An 18,582-nucleotide genomic window follows, 5' to 3' on the forward strand; every position below is an offset into this window, starting at 1 on the left:
AAAAAAACTGGAGACACCGAATGACGAAGCTCAAGGCAGGTTTGCTGACGATGGCGCTCGCGATGACGGCTGCCACGGCCGGCGCGACGACGCTGCGGATCGCATGTGGCGCAGCCGGCGTCGACCAGGACATTTGCCAGGTCTCGGCGAAGCGCTGGGCCGAGAAGACCGGAAACGAGGTCGAATTCATCAGCATGCCAAACAACTCGAGCGAGACGCTGGCGCTCTATCAGCAACTGCTCGGTAGCGGTTCGGACAAGATCGACGTGATGCAGATCGATACGGTCTGGCCGGGCATCCTCGCGAACCACCTGATCGACCTGAAGCCGTACAGCAAAGGGTTCGAAAGCCAGTCGTTCCCGAGCATCGTCGCGAACGATACCGTGAACGGAAAGCTGGTCGCGATGCCGTGGTTCATCGATACGGGGTTGCTTTACTACCGCAAGGACCTGCTCGACAAGTATCGCGTGAAAGTACCCGCAACGTGGGATGAGCTCGACGCCACCGCGCGCAGGATCCAGTCGGGCGAGCGCAGCGCAGGCAACGAAAAGGTCTGGGGCTACGTGTGGCAGGGGCGCGCGTACGAAGGGTTGACCTGCGATGCGCTCGAATGGATCAGCAGCTACAACGGCGGCACGGTGGTCGACGACAAGGGGCGCGTGACGATCGACAACCCGGGCGCGGTCAAGGCGCTCGAGCAGTCGGCGAAATGGGTCGGCACGATCAGCCCGAAGGCCGTGCTGAACTACGGCGAAGAGGAGGCCCGCGGCGTGTTCCAGGCCGGCAATGCCGTTTTCATGCGCAATTGGCCCTACGCGTGGGCGATCGCGAATCGCACGGGCAGCCCGATCAAGGGCAAGGTCGGCATTGCGCCGCTGCCGAAGGGCGGCGCCGACGGCCGCCCGGCCGCCGCGCTGGGCGGATGGCAGCTCGCCGTGTCGCGTTACTCGCCGAATCCGAAACTGGCCGCCGATCTCGTGATGTACCTGTCGAGCGCGGAAGTGCAGAAGATGCGTGCGATCCAGGGGTCGTACAACCCGACGCTTCCGGCGCTGTATCGCGACAAGGACATCCTGCAGGCCAACCCGTTCATGGCCGACCTGCTGCCGACCTTCAGCACGGCGGTCGCACGGCCATCGACCGTGACGGGCGCGAAGTACAACCAGGTCAGCAACCAGTTCTGGAACGCCGCGCACGACGTGCTCGCCGGCAGCGACACCGCATCGGGCGCGCTCGCGCGGCTCGCGGTCGCTCTTAAACGGCTCGCGCCGGGCGGCAGCTGGCACTGAGCGCCGCGGCGCGCGCTTGATCGATCGGGCCGGCCTTTGTAGGGTGCCGGCCTGAAAGGAGACATCGAATGAGAACCGGAAGCATCGAAATCAGTAGCAGTCCTTCATTTGCTGGTGTGCCCGTCCGGGCGCGGACCGGGCTCGCTCACGCGCGCCGACGCCAGGCGTGGCTGCTGGTGACGCCTGCGCTGCTCGCGCTGGCGGCCATCGCCGGCTGGCCGCTGCTGCGCACCGCGTGGTTCAGCCTGACCGACGCGCAGCTATCCGACTTGTCGCAGCGTCATTTCGTCGGCCTCGACAACTATCTCGGCGCAACGGGCGTGCTGCGCGATCCGGCCTGGTGGCAGGCCGTCGGCAATACCGTTCTGTTCGCCGTCGTGTCGGTGGTGCTCGAGACGAGCACCGGGCTCGGCGTCGCGCTGCTGCTCGACGTGCCGTCGCGGCTGCGTACGCTGCTGCGTGCGGCCGTGCTCGTGCCGTGGGCGATCCCGACCGTCGTATCGGCGAAGATCTGGAGCTGGATGCTCAACGACCAGTTCGGGATCGTCAACGCGATGCTGATGTCGATCGGCGCGATCCATGAGCCGCTCGCGTTCACCGCCGATGCGCAGCTCGTCTTCCCGACCATCGTGCTCGTCGACGTGTGGAAGACCACGCCGTTCATGGCGTTGCTGATGCTCGCCGCGCTGCAGACCGTGCCGCGCGATTGCTACGAGGCCGCGCGTGTCGACGGCGTGCCGCGCTGGCGCGTGTTTCGGTCGGTGACGCTGCCGCTCATCCTGCCCGGCGTGCTGGTCGCGATGATCTTCCGCTCGCTCGATGCGCTGCGCGTGTTCGACCTGATCTACGTGATGACGTCGAACAGCCGGGTCACCAAAAGCATGTCGGTCTATGTGCGCGAGCAGTTGATCGATTTCCAGCAGGTCGGGTTCGGGTCGGCGTCGGCGATGCTGCTGTTCGCCACGATCGTGCTGTTCACCATCGGCTACATGGCGCTCAGCCGCCGCCGGATGCAGGAGGCGTGACATGAAGAAGCATCCGCTCGACATGGCGATTCACGGGCTGCTGTCGGCACTCGTGCTGGTGATCGCGCTGTTCCCGTTCATCTACATGATCGGCACGTCGATCAAGCATGGTGACGCGTTGTTCGATACATCCCTGTTCCCCGCGAGCCCGTCTCTCGACAACTATCGCCAGCTGTTTCGCGACCAGCCGTTCGGCGCGTACCTGCTGAACTCGGCGCTCGTCGCGGGCGGCGCGGTCGCGCTGTCGCTCGCGGTGTCGGTGCTCGCCGCGTATGCGCTCGGCCGCGTGTCGTTCCGCGGGCGCGGGGTGCTGATGATGTGCATTCTCGGCGTGTCGATGTTTCCGCAGGTCGCGATCCTGTCGGGCCTGTTCGAGCTGGTCCGCGCGCTCGGCCTGTACGACCACCTCGGCGCACTGGTGCTGTCCGATCTGATCTTCACGCTGCCGTTCACGATCTGGATTCTCGTCACGTTCATGCGCGAGTTGCCGCGCGAGCTGGAGGAAGCGGCACTCGTCGACGGCGTCGGCGTGTTCACGCTGATCTTCCGGATCTTCCTGCCGCTGCTGCGGCCGGCCCTGGCCGCGACGTCGCTGCTCGCGTTCGTGTCGGCATGGAACGAGTTCCTGTTCGCGCTGACCTTCACGATCTCGTCGGAGCAGCGCACGGTACCCGTGGCGATCACGATGATCTCGGGCGCGAGCAGCTACGAATTGCCATGGGGAACCATCATGGCGGCGTCGGTCATCGTCACGGTGCCGCTCGTGCTGCTGGTGCTGGTGTTTCAGCGACACATCGTCTCCGGCCTGACCGCCGGCGCGGTCAAGGGTTGACGCGTCTCGACCCGATCAGGATCAAGAGGGAAAACATGAGTCAGATCAAGTTGAACGGCCTCCACAAGCAGTTCGGCACGGCCCCCATTCTCAGCGACGTGAATCTCACGGTCGAGCCGGGCGAGTTCTGCGTCTTCATCGGCCCGTCGGGCTGCGGCAAGTCGACACTGCTGCGGATCGTCGCCGGCCTCGAGGAGCAAAGCGCGGGCGACGTGTGGATCGATGGCCGATGTGTCAACACGTTCGCGCCCGCGCAGCGCGACATCGCGATGGTGTTCCAGAGCTATGCGCTCTATCCGCACATGTCCGTCTACGAAAACATGGCGTTCGGGCTACGTCATCTCCGCTTGCCGAAGGACGAGATCGACCGGAGGGTGCGGCTCGCGTCCGAGTCGCTGCGCCTCGGCGAGCTGCTCGAACGCAAACCCGGCGCACTGTCCGGCGGCCAGCGGCAGCGCGTCGCGATCGGTCGCGCGATCGTCCGAAAGCCGAAAGTGTTCCTGTTCGACGAACCGCTGTCGAACCTCGATGCGGCGCTGCGCGTGAAGACGCGCGTCGAGATCGCGAAGCTGCACCGCAGCCTCGACAGCACCAGCATGATCTACGTGACACACGACCAGGTCGAGGCGATGACGCTCGCCGACAAGATCGTGCTGCTGCGGCCGCTCGAAGGACGCAGCGGGATCCAGAGCATCGCCCAGATCGGCACGCCGCTCGATCTGTATCACCGTCCGGCGAGCCAGTTCGTCGCCGGCTTCATCGGCTCGCCCGCGATGAACTTCCTGCCGGCAAGCGTTGCGGCGACAAGCCGTACCGAGGTTCGCGCGCTGGCACGCAACTACCCGCTCGACGCCAGCGTGTCCGGCGACAGCCTCGAGGCGGGCACCGGCGTGACGCTCGGCATCCGCCCCGAGCACGTACGGGTTGGCACCGGTGCGGTGACGGGGCAGGTCGCGCACGTCGAGCAGATGGGCGAACACACCTATCTGTATCTCGACACACCGCTGTGCGGCCAGCCGATCGTGGCGAAGACCGATGCCGGCGGCGCGCGGATCGGTGACCGCCTGCGCGTCGACCTGCCGGCCGGCGCGTTGCATCTGTTTCATCCGGACGGACGCGCGGCGGCACGGACGCCGCGCGAGCCTGCCGCGCCGGCGCTCGCGATCGCCTGAGCGGCACGCGGCGAATCCAGCCACAGGTTTCAGGCGGCCACGGCGCATGGCCGCTGTCGAATTGGCGCCAACTCATCGATAAAGGATAGTCATGCTAAACAAGAAACTTTCAGTGATCGTGTGGAACGAGTTCGAGCACGAACGGGAAAACGCGGGCGTCCGCGCGATCTACCCCGATGGCCTGCACCAGGTGATCGCCATGGCTCTCGCCGAGACGCCGGCGCTCGGACACGGCGCGTTGCCGCTCGAGATCGGCACCGCGACGCTCGACCAGCCCGAGCACGGACTCAGCGAAGCGCGGCTCGCCGCGTGCGATGTGTTGATCTGGTGGGGGCACAAGGCGCACGCGAAGGTCTCCGACGAGATCGTCGAACGCGTGCAGCGACGCGTGCTCGAAGGGATGGGCCTGATCGTGCTGCATTCAGGGCACTTCTCGAAGATCTTCCGCCGCCTGCTCGGCACGAACTGTTCGCTGAAGTGGCGCGAAGCGGCCGAGAAGGAGCGGCTGTGGGTCGTCGAACCGTCGCATCCGATCGCGGCCGGCCTCGGCGAGTATTTCGAACTGCAGCACGAGGAGATGTACGGCGAGCGCTTCGACATCCCGCAACCGGACAGCACCGTGTTCATCTCGTGGTTCGAGGGCGGCGAAGTGTTCCGCTCGGGCTGCTGCTGGGAACGCGGCCACGGCCGGATCTTCTATTTCCGCCCCGGGCACGAAGCCTACCCGACCTATTACGACCGAAACGTGCAGCGCGTGATCGCGAACGCGGTGCAGTGGGCCGCACCGCGCGTGACCCTCGCCGACCGCTGCCCAAACTCGCCGCCGCTCGAGACGCTCAGCGAGAAGAGCAAGCAGTTTGCGCACGTCGGCATCCAGCAAAGCGCAGGAGACCTCGCATGAACGACGATTACAAGGTTGAGCTGCCGGAAGCGGCGGCGATCGCACGCGGCCGGCGCCTGCGCGTCGGCGTGATCGGGCTCGGGATCGGCCGCAAGCATATCGAAGGCTGGCGCGAGCATCCCGATGTCGACGTGGTCGCGATTGCCGATCCCGACGAGAAGCGGCTCGCAAAGGTCGGCGACACGTTCGGCATCGACGCACGCTACGCGTCGGCCGACGCGATGCTTGCAGCCGAGAAGCTCGACATCGTCAGCGTGTGCACGCCGAACAAATTCCATCGCGAGCTGACGCTCGCCGCGTTCGACGCCGGCTGTCACGTGCTGTGCGAGAAGCCGATGGCGCTGAACGCGGACGAGGGGCGCGAGATGCTGATCGCCGCGCAGCGTGCCGGCAAGCGGCTGATGATCAATTTCTCGTACCGCTTCAGCGCGCAGTCGCGCGCGCTGAAGGCGCAGGTCGAAAGCGGCCTGTTCGGCGATTTCTATTTCGGACGTACGGTCTGGCATCGCCGGCGGGGGATGCCCGGTTTTGGCGGCTGGTTCGGCACGAAGGCGCTGGCGGGCGGCGGGCCGCTGATCGATCTCGGCGTGCATCGCCTCGATCTCGCGCTGTGGCTGATGGGCTACCCGAAGCCTGTATGGGTGATGGGCAGCACCTACGATCCGATCGCGCGCGAACTGGCCGCGCGCGCGGGCAAGACGTTCGACGTCGAGGATCTCGCGGCCGCGCTGATCCGTTTCGACAACGGCGCGACGCTCGCGCTCGAGGCGTCATGGGCAACCAACATCCAGGAAGCGGAGTTGATGGAAACCCGCCTCCTCGGCACGCGTGCCGGGTTGCTGCAGAAGAACCTGAACGAGGGCTACACGTTCGATGCGCACGTGTTCATCGAGCAGAACGGCGCGCAATTCGACATGCGCTTGAATCCGCCCGCGGAAGGCGCGCATTCGGCGATGTACGACTACGCGGAAGCGATTCTGTGCGACGTTCCGCATCCCGCGCCCGGCGAGGAAGGGCTGATCGTGATGGAAATTCTCGACGCGATCTATGCGAGCGCAGCCGCGGGCGAGCCGATCCGCATTCACGCACCGGGACCGGCGGCCGCCGACGTGCCGCCGGTGCTCGATCTCGACTCGCCGGCTGAAGTCGCGGGCTGAGTTCGTGCGGGGCCGGCGCGCGGATCGTCCAGCGCGCCGGCTGGCCGGCAGCATCGCGGACGACGCAGCACACACACCTATTCGATGACGCCGCGCATCGCACGCGGCGCACTGACAACGTTTGGAGACACGTTCATGATCGACGAAGCAGGCTGCGCCGTGCGCGGCCCCGCACGCACCCCGTTCAGGCTCACGCGGTTTGCCGCCGCGTTCTCGCTGGCCGTCGCGTCGGCCGCGCTGCATGCGGCGCCGGACCCGATGACGGTCGCCGCGGACAGCGCGCCGGGCGGCCTCTCGCAGGCCACCGGCGTCGTGCCGGCCGACACGAGTGCCGCCAACGTGGCGACGCCGACGCCGTCGTCGGCCTGGAACCAGCTGACGCCGTGGACGCAGTTCCATGGCTATCTGCGGGCCGGCGTCGGCACGAGCGACGGCCATTCGCAGGCCTGCTTCCAGTTGCCGGGCGCACCGAGCAAATACCGGCTCGGCAACGAATGCCAGATCTACAGCGAACTGGAGATCGACCAGACGCTGTACAAGTTTTCGAACGGCATGCAGCTGTCGGCAGTCGGCATGGCGAGCCTCGTCAACGATCTCGACCGCACGCCGACCTTCGACGGCAATCACGGAAGGATTCGCCTGCCGCAGTCGTATGTGCAGCTCACGAACTTGCCGGGGCTCGACGACATGCGCATCTGGTTCGGGCGCATCTATTACCGGCGCAACGACGTTCACATGAACGACTTCTACTACTGGAACCCGAGCGGCCTCGGCGCGGGCGTCGAGAACGTGCCGATCGGCGGCGGCCTGAAGCTCAGCTACGCGCTGTTCCGCGAGGACTACATCGATCAGCCCAACTACGCGACGCGCCACGACCTGCAACTGTCGGGCGTGCACCCGAACCCCGGCGGCGAACTGCAGTTCGGGCTGTCCTACATCCCGGCCCGCGCGCCGGTGCTGAATGCGGGCGGCATGCTGCAGGACGCGCACAGCGGCTGGTCGTTCACGATCCAGCACGTGCAGACCAACCTGCTCGGCGGCAAGAACAAGCTCGCGTTCCAGTACGGCGTCGGTCCGGGCACGGGCCTCGGCTACACGGGAACGCTGACCAACGACAACCGCTACAAGAGCCTGCGCGTCCTCGACGCGTTCGACTGGCAGGCGACGCGAGACTTCGGCGGACAGGTGGTCGGCATCTACCAGCGCGACATCGCGCCGTCGGGCGGGTCGCAGACCTGGGTATCGGTGGGCGTGCGGCCGGTGTATGCGTTCACGCAGCACATCAAGCTGCAGGGCGACCTCGGGCACGATCGCGTGACGCCGTCCGGCGGCCCGACGCGCACGCTGCTGAAGGCGAGCGTCGCGCTGACGCTCGCGATGGACCGCTCGTTCTGGTCGCGGCCCGAATTCCGCGTGTTCTACACGTATGCGCGCTGGAACCAGGCCGCGCAGGATGCGGCGGCGCCCGGGGATCCGCTGTCGACGACGGGTATCTTCGGCACATCGCGTACGGGTTCGACGGTCGGTGCGCAGGTTGAATGGTGGTGGTGAGCGCGATGACGGAGCGTTGTACGACGATATCGATGGGTGCCGATGCCGCGCCGTTCTCGCGCATCGTGTTCGGGATGTGGCGGATCGGCGACTGGGCGTTGTCGGTCCGCGAGCGTCGCGCGCTGATCGAGGCAGCGCTGGAACTCGGCGTGACGAGTTTCGACCATGCGGACATCTACGGCGACTATACGGCCGAGGGCCTGTTCGGCGACGTGCTGGCCGATGCGCCGCACCTGCGCGAACGGATGCGGATCATCACGAAGTGCGGGATCCGGCTCGTATCCGCGCGCCGGCCCACGCACGGGATCAAGCACTACGACACGCGGGCCGCGCATGTCGTCGCGTCGGTCGAGCAGTCGCTGCGCGCGCTGCGCATCGACCGGCTCGACTTGCTGCTGCTGCATCGTCCCGATCCGCTGATGGATGCCGACGAAGTCGCGACGACCTTTGCCGCGCTCCGGCGTGACGGAAAGGTGAGGGAGTTCGGGATATCGAACTTTACGGCGGCACAGGCAGCGTTGCTGCAGGACCGGATGGCGGCGCACGGGATGTCGCTCGCGACGAACCAGGTCGAATGTTCGCTGCTGCATCTCGCGCCGCTCGACGACGGCACGTTCGATCAGGCGCAGCGCTGGCGTTGTCCGCCGATGCTGTGGTCGCCGCTCGCGGGCGGACGCCTGTTGACCGATGCATCGCCCGTCGCGACGCGCGTGCGCGCGACCGCGGCGCGGATCGGCGACGCGCTTGGCGTGTCCGCGACGACGGTGCTGTTCGCGTGGCTGCTCGCGCTGCCATGCCGGCCGTTACCGATCGTCGGGTCGGGCCGGATCGCGGCGCTGCGCGAAGCGGTGGAGGCAACCCGCATCCCGCTCGGGCGCGAGCAGTGGTTCGAGCTGTTGAGCGCGGCGCGCGGCGTGGAGGTGCCATGACCGTGGCGATCGACACACGATGACAACTCGGGAGAGACGATGAGCGAAGCGATCATGAATGGCCCTCCGGTTGCGCCAGGCGGCGTGCGCGCCGACGAACCCCGCTTGCTGGCGGACATCGGCGGCACGCACGCGCGCTTCGCGCTGGAGACCGCGCGCGGCGGGATCGGCGACGTGCGCGTCTATCGATGCCGCGCCCATGCCGGTGTGGACGACGCGGTGCGCGCGTTCCTGCGCGACGCGGGTGGCGTGCGGGTGCGCGACGCGGCAATCGCGATCGCCAATCCCGTGGACGGCGACATGGTCAGCATGACCAATCATGACTGGCGTTTCTCGATCGACGCGACGCGCCGCGCGCTCGGATTCGACACGCTGCGCGTCTTCAACGACTTCGCGGCGCTGGCGATGGCCGTGCCGCATCTGTCCGCGGGACAACGGCGGCAGGTCGGCGGCGGGCACGCGGCGCCCGCGGGTACGATCGGCGTGCTCGGCGCGGGAACGGGGCTGGGCGTCTCGGCACTCGTGCGCGCGGGCGACGCATGGGTGCCGTTGTCCGGCGAGGGCGGGCATGTGTCGTTTGCGCCTGCCGACGCACGCGAGGCCGACGTGCTGCACTACGCGCGGGCGCGCTGGCCGCACGTATCGTTCGAGCGGCTGGTCGCCGGGCCTGGCATCGCGGTGATTCACGCGGCGCTCGCGGCGCGCGACGGCTACGACGTGCCCGGGGCCGACGCGACCGATACGGCCGCCATCATCGATCGTGCGCTCGACGGCGACGCACGCAGCGTGGCGACGCTCGAGTGCTTCTGCGGCATGCTCGGTACGTTCGCGGGCAATCTGGCTCTGACCCTCGGCGCGACCGGCGGCATTCATATCGGTGGAGGCGTCGTGCCGCGCCTCGGTGCATGGTTCGATGCGTCGCCGTTTCGTGACCGCTTCGAGGCGAAGGGGCGCTTTGCCGGTTATCTCGCGAAGATTCCGACCTTCGTGATCACCGCACCGCATCCGGCCTTCGTCGGCGTGTCGCGCCTGCTCGCCCGCGCGTTGGGCGAGGCCGGCTGACGCGTTGCACGGGCCGCCGAGCTTTGCACGAAGGTTGCCTTCCCGACGCCCATCGATCGGATGGACGCTCGCGTTGCCACGCATGCTCGTCCTGTTGCACGTCCGACCGTGCCGCCGCCGCGGGCAACACGCGCGTGCCGTGGCCGCACCGTCATGTCCGGCCTGTGTGGCTGTCACTCGACTGTCTGAAACGTGTCGGCGTGCTGAAAGCAATCCGGCCATGCGCGACGCCGGCTTATGGAATACGCCGACTGGAACTTGTCCCGGAACTCATTTACTTTTAGAACAGTGTCGCCTATGCGTCGGGCGTTCCGGAGGAGTCGTGACCGCATTCCAGAAAGTGTGGCAGTTGCTCGTCGGAAAACCGCTCGACCCGCTCGATCCGCGCACGCGGCATGCGATCGCCGTGACGCCGCTGCTCGCCTGGGTCGGGCTCGGCGCCGACGGCCTGTCGTCGTCGTGCTACGGCCCGGAAGAAGCGTTCCTCGCGCTGGCGCACCACACGCCGCTCGCGCTGTTCCTCGCGCTCGCGACGGCGGCGACCGTGTTCATCATCGCGCTCGGCTACAACCAGGTGATCGAGCTGTTCCCGACCGGCGGTGGCGGCTACCGCGTCGCGACGTCGCTGCTCGGGTCGAAGCCGGGGCTCGTGTCGGGCGCGGCGCTGCTGGTCGACTACGTGCTGACCGTGGCGACCTCGCTCGCAAGCGGCGTCGACGCGTTCTTCAGCCTGCTGCCGGTGAGCGCGCAGGCGTTCAAGCTCACGACCGAGATCGTGCTGATCCTGATGATGACGGGACTCAATTTCCGCGGGATGCGCGAATCGATCATGGTGCTGCTGCCGATATTCATCGGCTTCGTGATCCTGCACTTCGCGCTGATCGTGTATGGCGTCGCCGTGCACGGCAGCAACCTCGCGATGATCGTGCCCGATGCGGTGCACGAGGCGCACGGCATGTCGCAGTCGCTCGGCGTATTCGTGATGCTCGCGCTGCTGATGCGCGCGTTCTCGCTCGGCGGCGGTACCTATACGGGCCTCGAGGCCGTGTCGAACAACGTGAACATGCTCGCCGATCCGCGCGTGCCGAACGGCAAGGTGACGATGTGGTACATGTCGACGTCGCTCGCGTTCACGGCCGGCGGCATCATCCTGCTGTACATGCTGTGGCATGCGCGGCCCGTCGAAGGCGAGACGCTGAACGCGGTCGTGTTCGGCAGCGTGATCGACCATCTCGGGCTCGGTTCGGCGTTCGCGCGCCACGCGTTGCTCGCGGCCGTGCTTGCGTTCGAGGCCGGGCTGCTGCTGGTCGGCGCGCAGACGGGCTTCCTCGACGGCCCGGCCGTGCTGTCGAACATGGCGTCCGATTCGTGGGTGCCGCGCCATTTCCGCGACCTGTCGGGGCGCCTCGTGCGGCAGAACGGCATCATCGTCGTCGGGCTGTCGAGCCTGCTGATCCTGTTGTGGACGCACGGCAACGTCGACGTGCTCGTCGTGCTGTACAGCATCAACGTGTTCCTCACGTTCAGCATGTCGCTGCTCGGGCTGTGCACTTACTGGTGGCATCATCGCAGCCAGCAGGGCTGGTTCAAGCATTTCTTCCTGTCGGCGCTCGGGCTGAGCGTGACGGCGACCGTGCTCGTCATCACGCTGATCGAGAAGTTCACGGCGGGCGGCTGGCTCACGGTGCTCGTGACGAGCGCGGTGATCGCGCTGTGTTTCATGATCAACCGCCACTACGCCTACACGCGCGCGCAGCTCGCCAAGGAGGACGAACTGTTCTCGGGCAAGGCGCCCGAAATCGACGAGGCCACCGCGCCGGGCAAGCCCGACCCGTCGCAACCGACCGCCGTGCTGCTGGTCGGCAAGCATCGCGGCGCGAGCATGCACGCGCTGCTGTGGGTCAACCGGCTGTTTCCCGGGCACTTCCGCAACGTGATCTTCCTCGCGGTCGGCGAAGTCGACGCGAAGGCGTACGACGGTCACGAGCATCTCGAGCGGCTGCGCCACGCGATCACCGAATCGCTCGACTACTATGTCGCGCACTGCCGCCGCAACGGCATCGCGGCCGACTACCGGATCGCGTTCGGCACGAATCCTGTCGTCGAATTCATGAACCTCGCGTCGTCGACGCTCGACGAGTACCCGAACTCGGTGTGCTTCGCGAGCAAGCTGATCTTCCGCCGCGTGAATTTCCTCACGGCCTGGCTGCACAACCAGACGCCCGTCGAGCTGCAGGCGCGCCTGCATGTCGAAGGCAAGCAGATGGTGTTGTTGCCGATGAACGTCGGGTAGCGGCGCACGTCGCGCGCGCTCATCGCATCGCCGCACGATGATGTGCGATTCAGGGCCCGTACGCTTGAATACATCACAATGTGATATAAAATCAAAGCAGGCCTACGTGCCATCCGGCCTCCACGCCACCAACGAACCCGGCCGCGCGACGCGCGCATCGTGCCGGGCGAACGTCCGGTTCAGAAGAACGGGCGGCGCTCACGCGCAGCGGGATGGCCACGGGGCCTCGCCGCGACCGGCGGCACGATGCGCCGTACGGTTCGCGGCGACGACATGGGGAAATGACGATGCTGATCACGTTTCGCTCCTCCGCCGCACCCGACATCGTGATGTTGCGCGATCTGGCGCAGTATCTGCTCGGGCTGGTCGGCAAGGGGCTCGACGTCCGCGGCGTGATTTCCACCGACGAGCTGCCGGGTGCGATCGCGCGGCTCGAACAGGCCATCAGGGACGATGCGGCGCGCGAGCGCGCCCACGAGCATTCGACGCAGGCGCTGCGCGACGACGTGTCGCCGCATGCGGGCGGGCTCGCGCAGCGCGCGTGGCCGTTGCTGGACATGATGCGTGCGGCCCGCGAACAGGGCCGGCACGTGATGTGGGGCGTGTAGGCGCGCATCGCGCGTGCCGCCCGCGGTACCGGACCTCCGCTGGAAGGCCGGCGGCAAGCGCGTCATTCGATGCGCGGCCGCCGGCCGTTTTTTTTGCGCGGCGCGCCAACGCGACTACGGATGATGATGCGTATGCGAGCGTGACGAGCGTCGCGCGGGCCGGTGCAGCAGCCTGTCGCGCGTGCGGTCGCGGCCGCGCCCGGCCGTGAAGAACAGCACCGCGAACACGAGAAGCGCGATCAGCAAGAGCGCCTGGACGAGACCGTTTTCCATGTCGCCTCCAGCATGACGAGGGACCAAGGGCGCCGCGACCGGCCGTCAGCCGGCGGGCATGAACGGGCCGGCGAGCATCGTGTCGATGAAGCGCTTGGCCAGCGCGATCGAGATCCTGACCGCATCCGCGTCGTTGCGGAATACGTGATGCTTCGGGTCGAGCAGGTGCGCCTCGTGGCATCCGCGGGCGTCGTGCCAGACCACGACGGCGAGCGGCTCGTACAGCGCGCCGAGTTCGAGCCCTTCACCGGCTACCGGGTCGACGAGCGCGATCGCGCGAATCCCGCACTGGCGATAGGTCAGGCAGAGCGGCGAAGCCATGACGGCCTCCGTGGCAGGCGCAGATCGTTCCGACCCCGTGCGGTGCGTGATCGGACGAATGGGCGCCGCGCCGTATTCACGTCAGCATCGGTATCGCTTCGATCAGCGCGATGCCGAGCAACGCACCGATCGCGGCACCGACCAGTCTCGGATGCCACCGTAGATGTAGCGCCGTCAGCAGTGCGCCAAACAGGACCAGGCCCAGCAGCGTGAACGCGATCACGAGATAACCCATCTCGAAGTCGCTATTGATGATTGGCATGATGCCTCCTTCCCCATGTCGGCGTGTCGTGTCCGGCAGCGTGTCATTCCGTCGACGTCGCACGCATGGAGGATCTGACTGAATTATATGTCGCAACGTGATACAAAAAAGCCCTCCCGTCCGGGACAGCGCGCACGGGGGCGGCATGCCGGCGTGGCGAAGCGGGTGATGCACGCGCGGCCGGCTCGCCGCCGCGCGGCTTGACGCTCGCCGGCACGTCACCCACACTGGTTCGCACGACGGGCACGCGGCGCGCGAGCCGTCATGTGCGCGTCATGCGGATCGAACCGTCCGCGCCGGTGCGCGGCCCTGGCGCCCGGCAACGAACGCGCGGAGAGCTTCGACGTGGTGCTTTTTCCTTCCCGCTGGACTGGCCACCTGCTTGCGTGCGCGATCGCGCTCGGCGCTGGCGCAGGCGCTGCCGTGGCCGATGTACGCGACCCAGGCAACGCACTCGATACGGGCACCGACGCGCCCGTCACGATCGTCAGCGATGTCCACGAATTCGTGATCCAGCACGACGGTTCGCTCGACGAGCACGACGACTCGACGCTGCGCGCGAACAACGCGAGCGGCATCGACGCGGTCGCGCAGCGCTACGTGTGGTTCGACAAGAATCTCGAGAAGGTGGACCTGCTGGCGGCCGAGACGATCGACCGCGACGGTGTCGCGCATCCGGTCGGCGCGGACGGCATCCGCGACGTGCAGGAACCGCGCTCGGCCGGCGCACCGACGTTCCAGGACGGGCTGTTGCGCACCGTCGTGTTCCCCGGCGTCGAAGCCGGGTCCAGCACGCGCGTGGCGTTCCGCAAGACCCGCACGAAGCCGGTCAACCGCGGCTACTTCGGCTACACCGTCGAGCCGTCGCGCGAGCCGGTCGACAGCCAGCGGCTGATCTTCGACGTGCCGGCCGACATGCCGCTGTACGCGGATGCGCGCGGCTACGTCGCGCTGCCGCCGGTCACCGCGAACGGCCGCACGCGCTACGAATTCGACTACCGGCACGGCCCGTACGACCGCATCGAGAACGGCGCGGTCGGCTACGCGACCTACGGCGACCGGCTCGTCGTGTCGACGCTGCCCGACTATGCGGCGTTCGCCGCGCGCTACCGCAACGCGGCCGTCGATCCGGGCACGGACGATCCGGCCGTTGCGCAACTGGCGCGCACGCTCACGGCGGGCACCGCCGATCCGCGCGACAAGGCGCGCATCCTGTACGACTGGGTGCAGGCGAACATCCGCTACGTCGGGCTGTTTCTCGGCGAAACGGCCGCCGCGCCGCATCGCGTCACGGACATCCTGCGCAACCGCTACGGCGACTGCAAGGACCATGTCGCGCTGTTCGGTGCGCTGCTCGCGGCGGTCGGCATCCGTAGCGAACCGGTGCTGCTCAATCTCGGGTCGGTCTACACGCTGCCGTCGGTACCCGGTTACGGCGGCGGCGCGATCAACCACGCGATCACGTGGCTGCCCGATCTCGCACTGTATGCGGACACGACGACGGCCGGCATCGCGTTCGGCTATCTGCCGCCGATCGTGATGGATCGTCCCGCGCTGCTCGTCGACACGGGCGTGCTGTCGCGCACGCCGGCCACGCAGCCGCGCGGCCGCATCGCGCGGGTCGAGATCGATGCGGCCGGGCCCGGCGCCACGCGTTTTCATGCGTACGTCGAGGACGACGGCTGGACGGCCGAACTCGAACGCAACCTGTTTCGCCGTGCGACACCCGACCTCATCGCGCAGCTCGCGAACGACCGCCTGCGGCAAAGCGGCTTGCGCGGCCGCGCACAACTGTCGACCAGCGACCGGCGCGTGACCGACGGGCCGTTCGACGTGACGATCTCGGGCACGCTCGATCATTTCGTGTGGCCCGACGGCACGACCGCGTTGCCCGCGTTGTCGAGCCTGACGGGCGGCATCGCGACGCAGGTCGAGCGCTGGCTGGCCGAACCGGTGCGCACGCAACCGTGGGGCTGCATCGGCGGCACGTTCGACGAAACCGGCCAGATCGCGCTGCCGGCCGACGTCGCGGTGACCGACCTGCCGCCCGATACGGTCGTGCACGACCGCTTCGTCGACTTCACGTCGCATTACGTATTCGACGCGGCCGCGCGCGTCGTACAGGTCACGCGGCGGATGACCGCGGATTTCGGCCGTCAGGTGTGTACGCCGGACGAATTCACGGCGCTGCGGGCGTCGCTCGAACACATCGAACGCGACACGCAGGCGCAGATCGTCGTGCGGGCGAAAGGGCGTTGAACGGGCAGGGGACGTGCGCGCGTCGAGGCCATCGATCGACGCGCAGGAGGGACATCATGACGGAACGGGACTACGAGATCGCCGATCTCTCGAAGGATTTGCTGGGCCGGATCGTGCAGGGCACCGTCGCGAGCGGCGCAGTCGTGGATGCGGAGCAGTGCGCGGCGCTCGCCGTGCAGTGCGCGACGGCACTGGTCGACCGGCTCGAGGCACGCAGCGGCTGAGCGGGCGGGCGCATGCGTCGCGCGCGCCGCGCTTGCCGGTCCGGTATCACGGGCTGGTCGCCAGCGTGCCGCGAACGGTCGTGCGCTGACGCTGACAGTAGCGCCCGAGCCCGACAATGCCGACGAGGGAGACGAACGACAGCAGCGTGAAGAACGCCGCGAGCGGCAGCCATTGTCCGCGAAACTGCTGTGCGAGCATCGTACCGATCAGCGGCGTCGTACCGCCGGCGACCATCGCGCACAGCTGGTACGCGATCGAGATGCCGGAATAGCGGACGCGCGTCGGAAACGCCGGGGTCATGAAGCCGGCGATGACTGCGTAGATCGCCGACAGCGTGACGACCGAGAACGAAATACCGGCAACGATCGCGACGGGGTTCTGGGTCTGAACGAGCAGGAACATCGGATAGGGTGTCAGCATCGACAGCACGGCCGCGCAGGTGAGGAAGCGCGTCTCGCCGAAGCGTTGCGCGAGCAGCGCGGAGACGGGTTGCGACAGCAGCTGGATGAGGGTGACGACGAACAGGCAATCGAGAATGAACGACTTCGACATGCCGAGGTAGGTCGTCACGTACGAAATCATGAACGTGTTCGTGAAGAAGAATCCGGCCGAGCCGATCGTCGTTGCCGCGGCGGCCAGCAGGATCGGTACCCACGCGGTGCGCAGCACTTCGGCGACGGGGTACTTGGCCACTGCGTTGGTATCGCGCACGCGTTCGAATTCGGGCGATTCCTTCACGCCGAGCCGGATGGCCATCCCGATGAGCAGCAGCACGAAACTCGCGAGGAACGGCAGGCGCCAGCCCCAGCTGACGAAGCTGTCGTGGTCGAGCGACGTGACGAAGCGGAACGCGAGCAGCGACAGGATCAGCCCGGCGGGGCTGCCCATTTGCGGGAACGACGCGAAGAACGTCTTGCGGCCGGCCGGCGCGTGTTCGCTCGCCATCAGCACGGCGCCGCCCCATTCGCCGCCAACCGCGATGCCCTGCAGGATCCGCAGCAGGACCAGCAGGATCGGCGCCCAGATGCCGATCGTCGCGTAGCCGGGCAACAGACCGATGCCGGTCGTCGCGATCCCCATCAGGAACATGGTCAGCACGAGCATTTTCTTGCGGCCGATGCGGTCGCCGAGGTGGCCGAACACGGCGCCGCTCAGCGGCCGCGCGACGAAGCCGACGAAAAAGGTGCCGAACGACGCCATGGTGCTCAGGAAGTGGTTGCCGCTCGGGAAGAACACGTCGCCGAGCACCAGCGCGGCGGCGGTCGCATACGTGTAGTAGTCGTAGAACTCGACGGCGGTGCCGATGAACGCCGCGGTGGCGGCGCGCACGGGCTGATGCGTGTGGGGGGCAGGTTGAGACATGGGCTGTCCTGTCGTTCGTATGAGGGCGCCGGCCGTGCCGCGATGTTCTGTCGCGCGTGGCCCTGGCGTGCCGCAATGCGGTTTATCCGTCGCCGATATGCGTGCGTAAAATTCTGTTTTTTAATTCCGAGCATTAGCGGCGTTTATGCTCGCCGCCTGCGCATGCGCGTCGGCTACGCGCCGGCATTGTGCGTGCCGTTCGAGCAGCCGGCGCGCATTGTTCGCGTCGGGCGCATCGATGCGCCCGGGGGCGGCGGCGTGGCCGGATGCCGATTGCGCGCGATAGGCGTCCAGCAGCGCGCGTGCCGCGTGCGCGTCCGCATCGGACGGCGTCAGCGCCTGGTTGATCGCGTCCACATGTGCGGCGAACACCGCGCATTTCGACCGGAAGCCGAGCCCGGTCGACGTGTCGAGATCGTGCTCGAGGACGTCTGCCGCGAGGTAGGTGCAGGGCAGGTCGATCGGCTGGCAGCCGGCCGCGATGCATTCGATCAGGAAGCGGCTGCGCGCGTGCAGCAGCTCCAGCCCGTCACGCGTGCGGCGCGCGCCGAGGCTCGCCGCGAGATCTTCGACCGCCAGCATCGCGTGGCGGATGCGCGGGCTTGCCGCGAGCAGCGCGCCCAGGTGCACGAGTCCGCGGGCCGACTCGATCGTCGGCACGATCTCCGTCGAGCCGTCCGGCATGCCGTGCCGCGCTTCGAGCGCCGTCAGCGCGTCGGCGAGCCGTGCGAGCTGCGCCGGCGTTTCCGCATGCGGCAGGAAGATCGCGCCGGGGCGGCCGGGCATCACGCCTTCGAGATCGGCTGGGCCGTCCTGCTCGAGCGGGTTGATCCGCACCGCGCCGAGTGCGCCGCAGGCGGCCGCGTCGCCAAGCAGCGAGACGATGCGCTGGCGCGCGGCCGGCCGGTCCGCGGGCGCGGTCATTTCCTCCAGGTCGGCGACGATCGCGTCGGCAGACGTGCCGAGCGCGGCGGCGTGAGCGGCGGCATCGGCGCCGGGGACGAAGAGCCATGCGCGTCGCAGCGCGGCAAGCGGTCGGTCAGGGTAGCGGGTCACGGTCG

The 18,582-nt window shown here is 67.7% G+C and carries 17 protein-coding genes and 1 pseudogene; 13 read left to right on the top strand and 5 right to left on the bottom strand.

What is annotated here, in order from left to right:
- Positions 1 to 20: 20 nt before the first annotated feature.
- The 11 genes and pseudogenes from G3N61_RS15340 (at position 21) to G3N61_RS15390 (ending at position 12,819) form a co-directional block, all read left to right on the top strand.
- The gene (locus tag G3N61_RS15340) at positions 21 to 1,289 is read left to right on the top strand and encodes an ABC transporter substrate-binding protein (RefSeq protein ID WP_205822919.1); all 1,269 of its coding nucleotides are present in this window, start codon (positions 21 to 23) and stop codon (positions 1,287 to 1,289) included.
- A 176-nt stretch (positions 1,290 to 1,465) separates the two neighbouring features.
- A complete protein-coding gene (locus G3N61_RS15345; protein WP_346778573.1) occupies positions 1,466 to 2,314 on the top strand; it encodes a sugar ABC transporter permease in 849 nt (282 codons plus the stop codon).
- Position 2,315: 1 nt separating this feature from the next.
- Positions 2,316 to 3,146, top strand: coding sequence for a carbohydrate ABC transporter permease (locus G3N61_RS15350; RefSeq protein WP_089453659.1), 831 nt, complete (start codon positions 2,316 to 2,318; stop codon positions 3,144 to 3,146).
- A gap of 35 nt (positions 3,147 to 3,181) precedes the next feature.
- On the top strand, positions 3,182 to 4,318 hold the full coding sequence (ugpC, locus tag G3N61_RS15355) for a sn-glycerol-3-phosphate ABC transporter ATP-binding protein UgpC (protein WP_205822920.1): 1,137 nt from the start codon (positions 3,182 to 3,184) through the stop codon (positions 4,316 to 4,318).
- Positions 4,319 to 4,409: 91 nt separating this feature from the next.
- Entirely contained in the window at positions 4,410 to 5,219 is an 810-nt protein-coding gene (locus G3N61_RS15360; protein WP_089453657.1) for a ThuA domain-containing protein, read from the top strand.
- Positions 5,216 to 6,376, top strand: coding sequence for a Gfo/Idh/MocA family oxidoreductase (locus G3N61_RS15365; protein WP_205822921.1), 1,161 nt, complete (start codon positions 5,216 to 5,218; stop codon positions 6,374 to 6,376). The genes G3N61_RS15360 and G3N61_RS15365 overlap by 4 nt, the downstream gene beginning before the upstream one ends.
- A 135-nt stretch (positions 6,377 to 6,511) precedes the next feature.
- Positions 6,512 to 7,927, top strand: a complete 1,416-nt coding sequence (locus tag G3N61_RS15370) for a carbohydrate porin (protein WP_205822922.1) — start codon at positions 6,512 to 6,514, stop codon at positions 7,925 to 7,927.
- 32 nt (positions 7,928 to 7,959) lie between these two features.
- Entirely contained in the window at positions 7,960 to 8,856 is an 897-nt protein-coding gene (locus G3N61_RS15375; protein WP_241017759.1) for an aldo/keto reductase, read from the top strand.
- Positions 8,857 to 8,910: 54 nt separating this feature from the next.
- Positions 8,911 to 9,894 (top strand): annotated as a pseudogene (locus tag G3N61_RS15380) (glucokinase); the annotation flags it as partial.
- 346 nt (positions 9,895 to 10,240) lie between these two features.
- A complete protein-coding gene (locus G3N61_RS15385; protein ID WP_043178378.1) occupies positions 10,241 to 12,211 on the top strand; it encodes an APC family permease in 1,971 nt (656 codons plus the stop codon).
- 287 nt (positions 12,212 to 12,498) lie between these two features.
- Positions 12,499 to 12,819, top strand: coding sequence for a DUF1840 domain-containing protein (locus G3N61_RS15390; protein ID WP_059240809.1), 321 nt, complete (start codon positions 12,499 to 12,501; stop codon positions 12,817 to 12,819).
- 114 nt (positions 12,820 to 12,933) lie between these two features.
- Here G3N61_RS15390 and G3N61_RS15395 read toward each other — a convergent pair whose 3' ends face one another.
- From G3N61_RS15395 to G3N61_RS15405, 3 genes are all read right to left on the bottom strand, one after another.
- Positions 12,934 to 13,092, bottom strand: a complete 159-nt coding sequence (locus tag G3N61_RS15395) for a hypothetical protein (protein WP_179258840.1) — start codon at positions 13,090 to 13,092, stop codon at positions 12,934 to 12,936.
- 45 nt (positions 13,093 to 13,137) lie between these two features.
- A complete protein-coding gene (locus tag G3N61_RS15400; protein ID WP_043178377.1) occupies positions 13,138 to 13,413 on the bottom strand; it encodes a hypothetical protein in 276 nt (91 codons plus the stop codon).
- 76 nt (positions 13,414 to 13,489) lie between these two features.
- Complete coding sequence (locus tag G3N61_RS15405) at positions 13,490 to 13,675, bottom strand: hypothetical protein (RefSeq protein ID WP_043178375.1); 186 nt, start codon at positions 13,673 to 13,675, stop codon at positions 13,490 to 13,492.
- Positions 13,676 to 14,020: 345 nt separating this feature from the next.
- Here G3N61_RS15405 and G3N61_RS15410 point away from each other — a divergent pair, with 345 nt between their 5' ends.
- Both G3N61_RS15410 and G3N61_RS15415 read left to right on the top strand, forming a co-directional pair.
- The gene (locus G3N61_RS15410) at positions 14,021 to 15,934 is read left to right on the top strand and encodes a DUF3857 and transglutaminase domain-containing protein (RefSeq protein WP_205822925.1); all 1,914 of its coding nucleotides are present in this window, start codon (positions 14,021 to 14,023) and stop codon (positions 15,932 to 15,934) included.
- A 56-nt stretch (positions 15,935 to 15,990) separates the two neighbouring features.
- Positions 15,991 to 16,158 (top strand): hypothetical protein, encoded by a 168-nt coding sequence (locus tag G3N61_RS15415; RefSeq protein ID WP_175025813.1) that lies wholly within the window; start codon positions 15,991 to 15,993, stop codon positions 16,156 to 16,158.
- 46 nt (positions 16,159 to 16,204) lie between these two features.
- On the opposite strand, the gene G3N61_RS15420 is transcribed toward G3N61_RS15415, so the two are convergent.
- Together G3N61_RS15420 and G3N61_RS15425 are read right to left on the bottom strand one after the other, a co-directional pair.
- Positions 16,205 to 17,521 (bottom strand): MFS transporter, encoded by a 1,317-nt coding sequence (locus G3N61_RS15420; protein ID WP_043178373.1) that lies wholly within the window; start codon positions 17,519 to 17,521, stop codon positions 16,205 to 16,207.
- A gap of 120 nt (positions 17,522 to 17,641) precedes the next feature.
- Entirely contained in the window at positions 17,642 to 18,577 is a 936-nt protein-coding gene (locus G3N61_RS15425; protein WP_205822926.1) for an aldolase/citrate lyase family protein, read from the bottom strand.
- Positions 18,578 to 18,582: the final 5 nt, after the last annotated feature.

Source organism: Burkholderia sp. Ac-20349 (assembly GCF_017104865.1).
Classification (GTDB): domain Bacteria; phylum Pseudomonadota; class Gammaproteobacteria; order Burkholderiales; family Burkholderiaceae; genus Burkholderia; species Burkholderia aenigmatica.

Coding starts and splice junctions, on each gene's coding strand:
- G3N61_RS15340 (WP_205822919.1), top strand. CDS start 21: ATGACGAAGCTCAAGGCAGGTTTGCTGACGATGGCGCTCGCGATGACG.
- G3N61_RS15350 (WP_089453659.1), top strand. CDS start 2,316: ATGAAGAAGCATCCGCTCGACATGGCGATTCACGGGCTGCTGTCGGCA.
- ugpC (WP_205822920.1), top strand. CDS start 3,182: ATGAGTCAGATCAAGTTGAACGGCCTCCACAAGCAGTTCGGCACGGCC.
- G3N61_RS15360 (WP_089453657.1), top strand. CDS start 4,410: ATGCTAAACAAGAAACTTTCAGTGATCGTGTGGAACGAGTTCGAGCAC.
- G3N61_RS15365 (WP_205822921.1), top strand. CDS start 5,216: ATGAACGACGATTACAAGGTTGAGCTGCCGGAAGCGGCGGCGATCGCA.
- G3N61_RS15370 (WP_205822922.1), top strand. CDS start 6,512: ATGATCGACGAAGCAGGCTGCGCCGTGCGCGGCCCCGCACGCACCCCG.
- G3N61_RS15375 (WP_241017759.1), top strand. CDS start 7,960: ATGGGTGCCGATGCCGCGCCGTTCTCGCGCATCGTGTTCGGGATGTGG.
- G3N61_RS15390 (WP_059240809.1), top strand. CDS start 12,499: ATGCTGATCACGTTTCGCTCCTCCGCCGCACCCGACATCGTGATGTTG.
- G3N61_RS15395 (WP_179258840.1), bottom strand. CDS start 13,092: ATGGAAAACGGTCTCGTCCAGGCGCTCTTGCTGATCGCGCTTCTCGTG.
- G3N61_RS15400 (WP_043178377.1), bottom strand. CDS start 13,413: ATGGCTTCGCCGCTCTGCCTGACCTATCGCCAGTGCGGGATTCGCGCG.
- G3N61_RS15405 (WP_043178375.1), bottom strand. CDS start 13,675: ATGCCAATCATCAATAGCGACTTCGAGATGGGTTATCTCGTGATCGCG.
- G3N61_RS15415 (WP_175025813.1), top strand. CDS start 15,991: ATGACGGAACGGGACTACGAGATCGCCGATCTCTCGAAGGATTTGCTG.
- G3N61_RS15420 (WP_043178373.1), bottom strand. CDS start 17,521: ATGTCTCAACCTGCCCCCCACACGCATCAGCCCGTGCGCGCCGCCACC.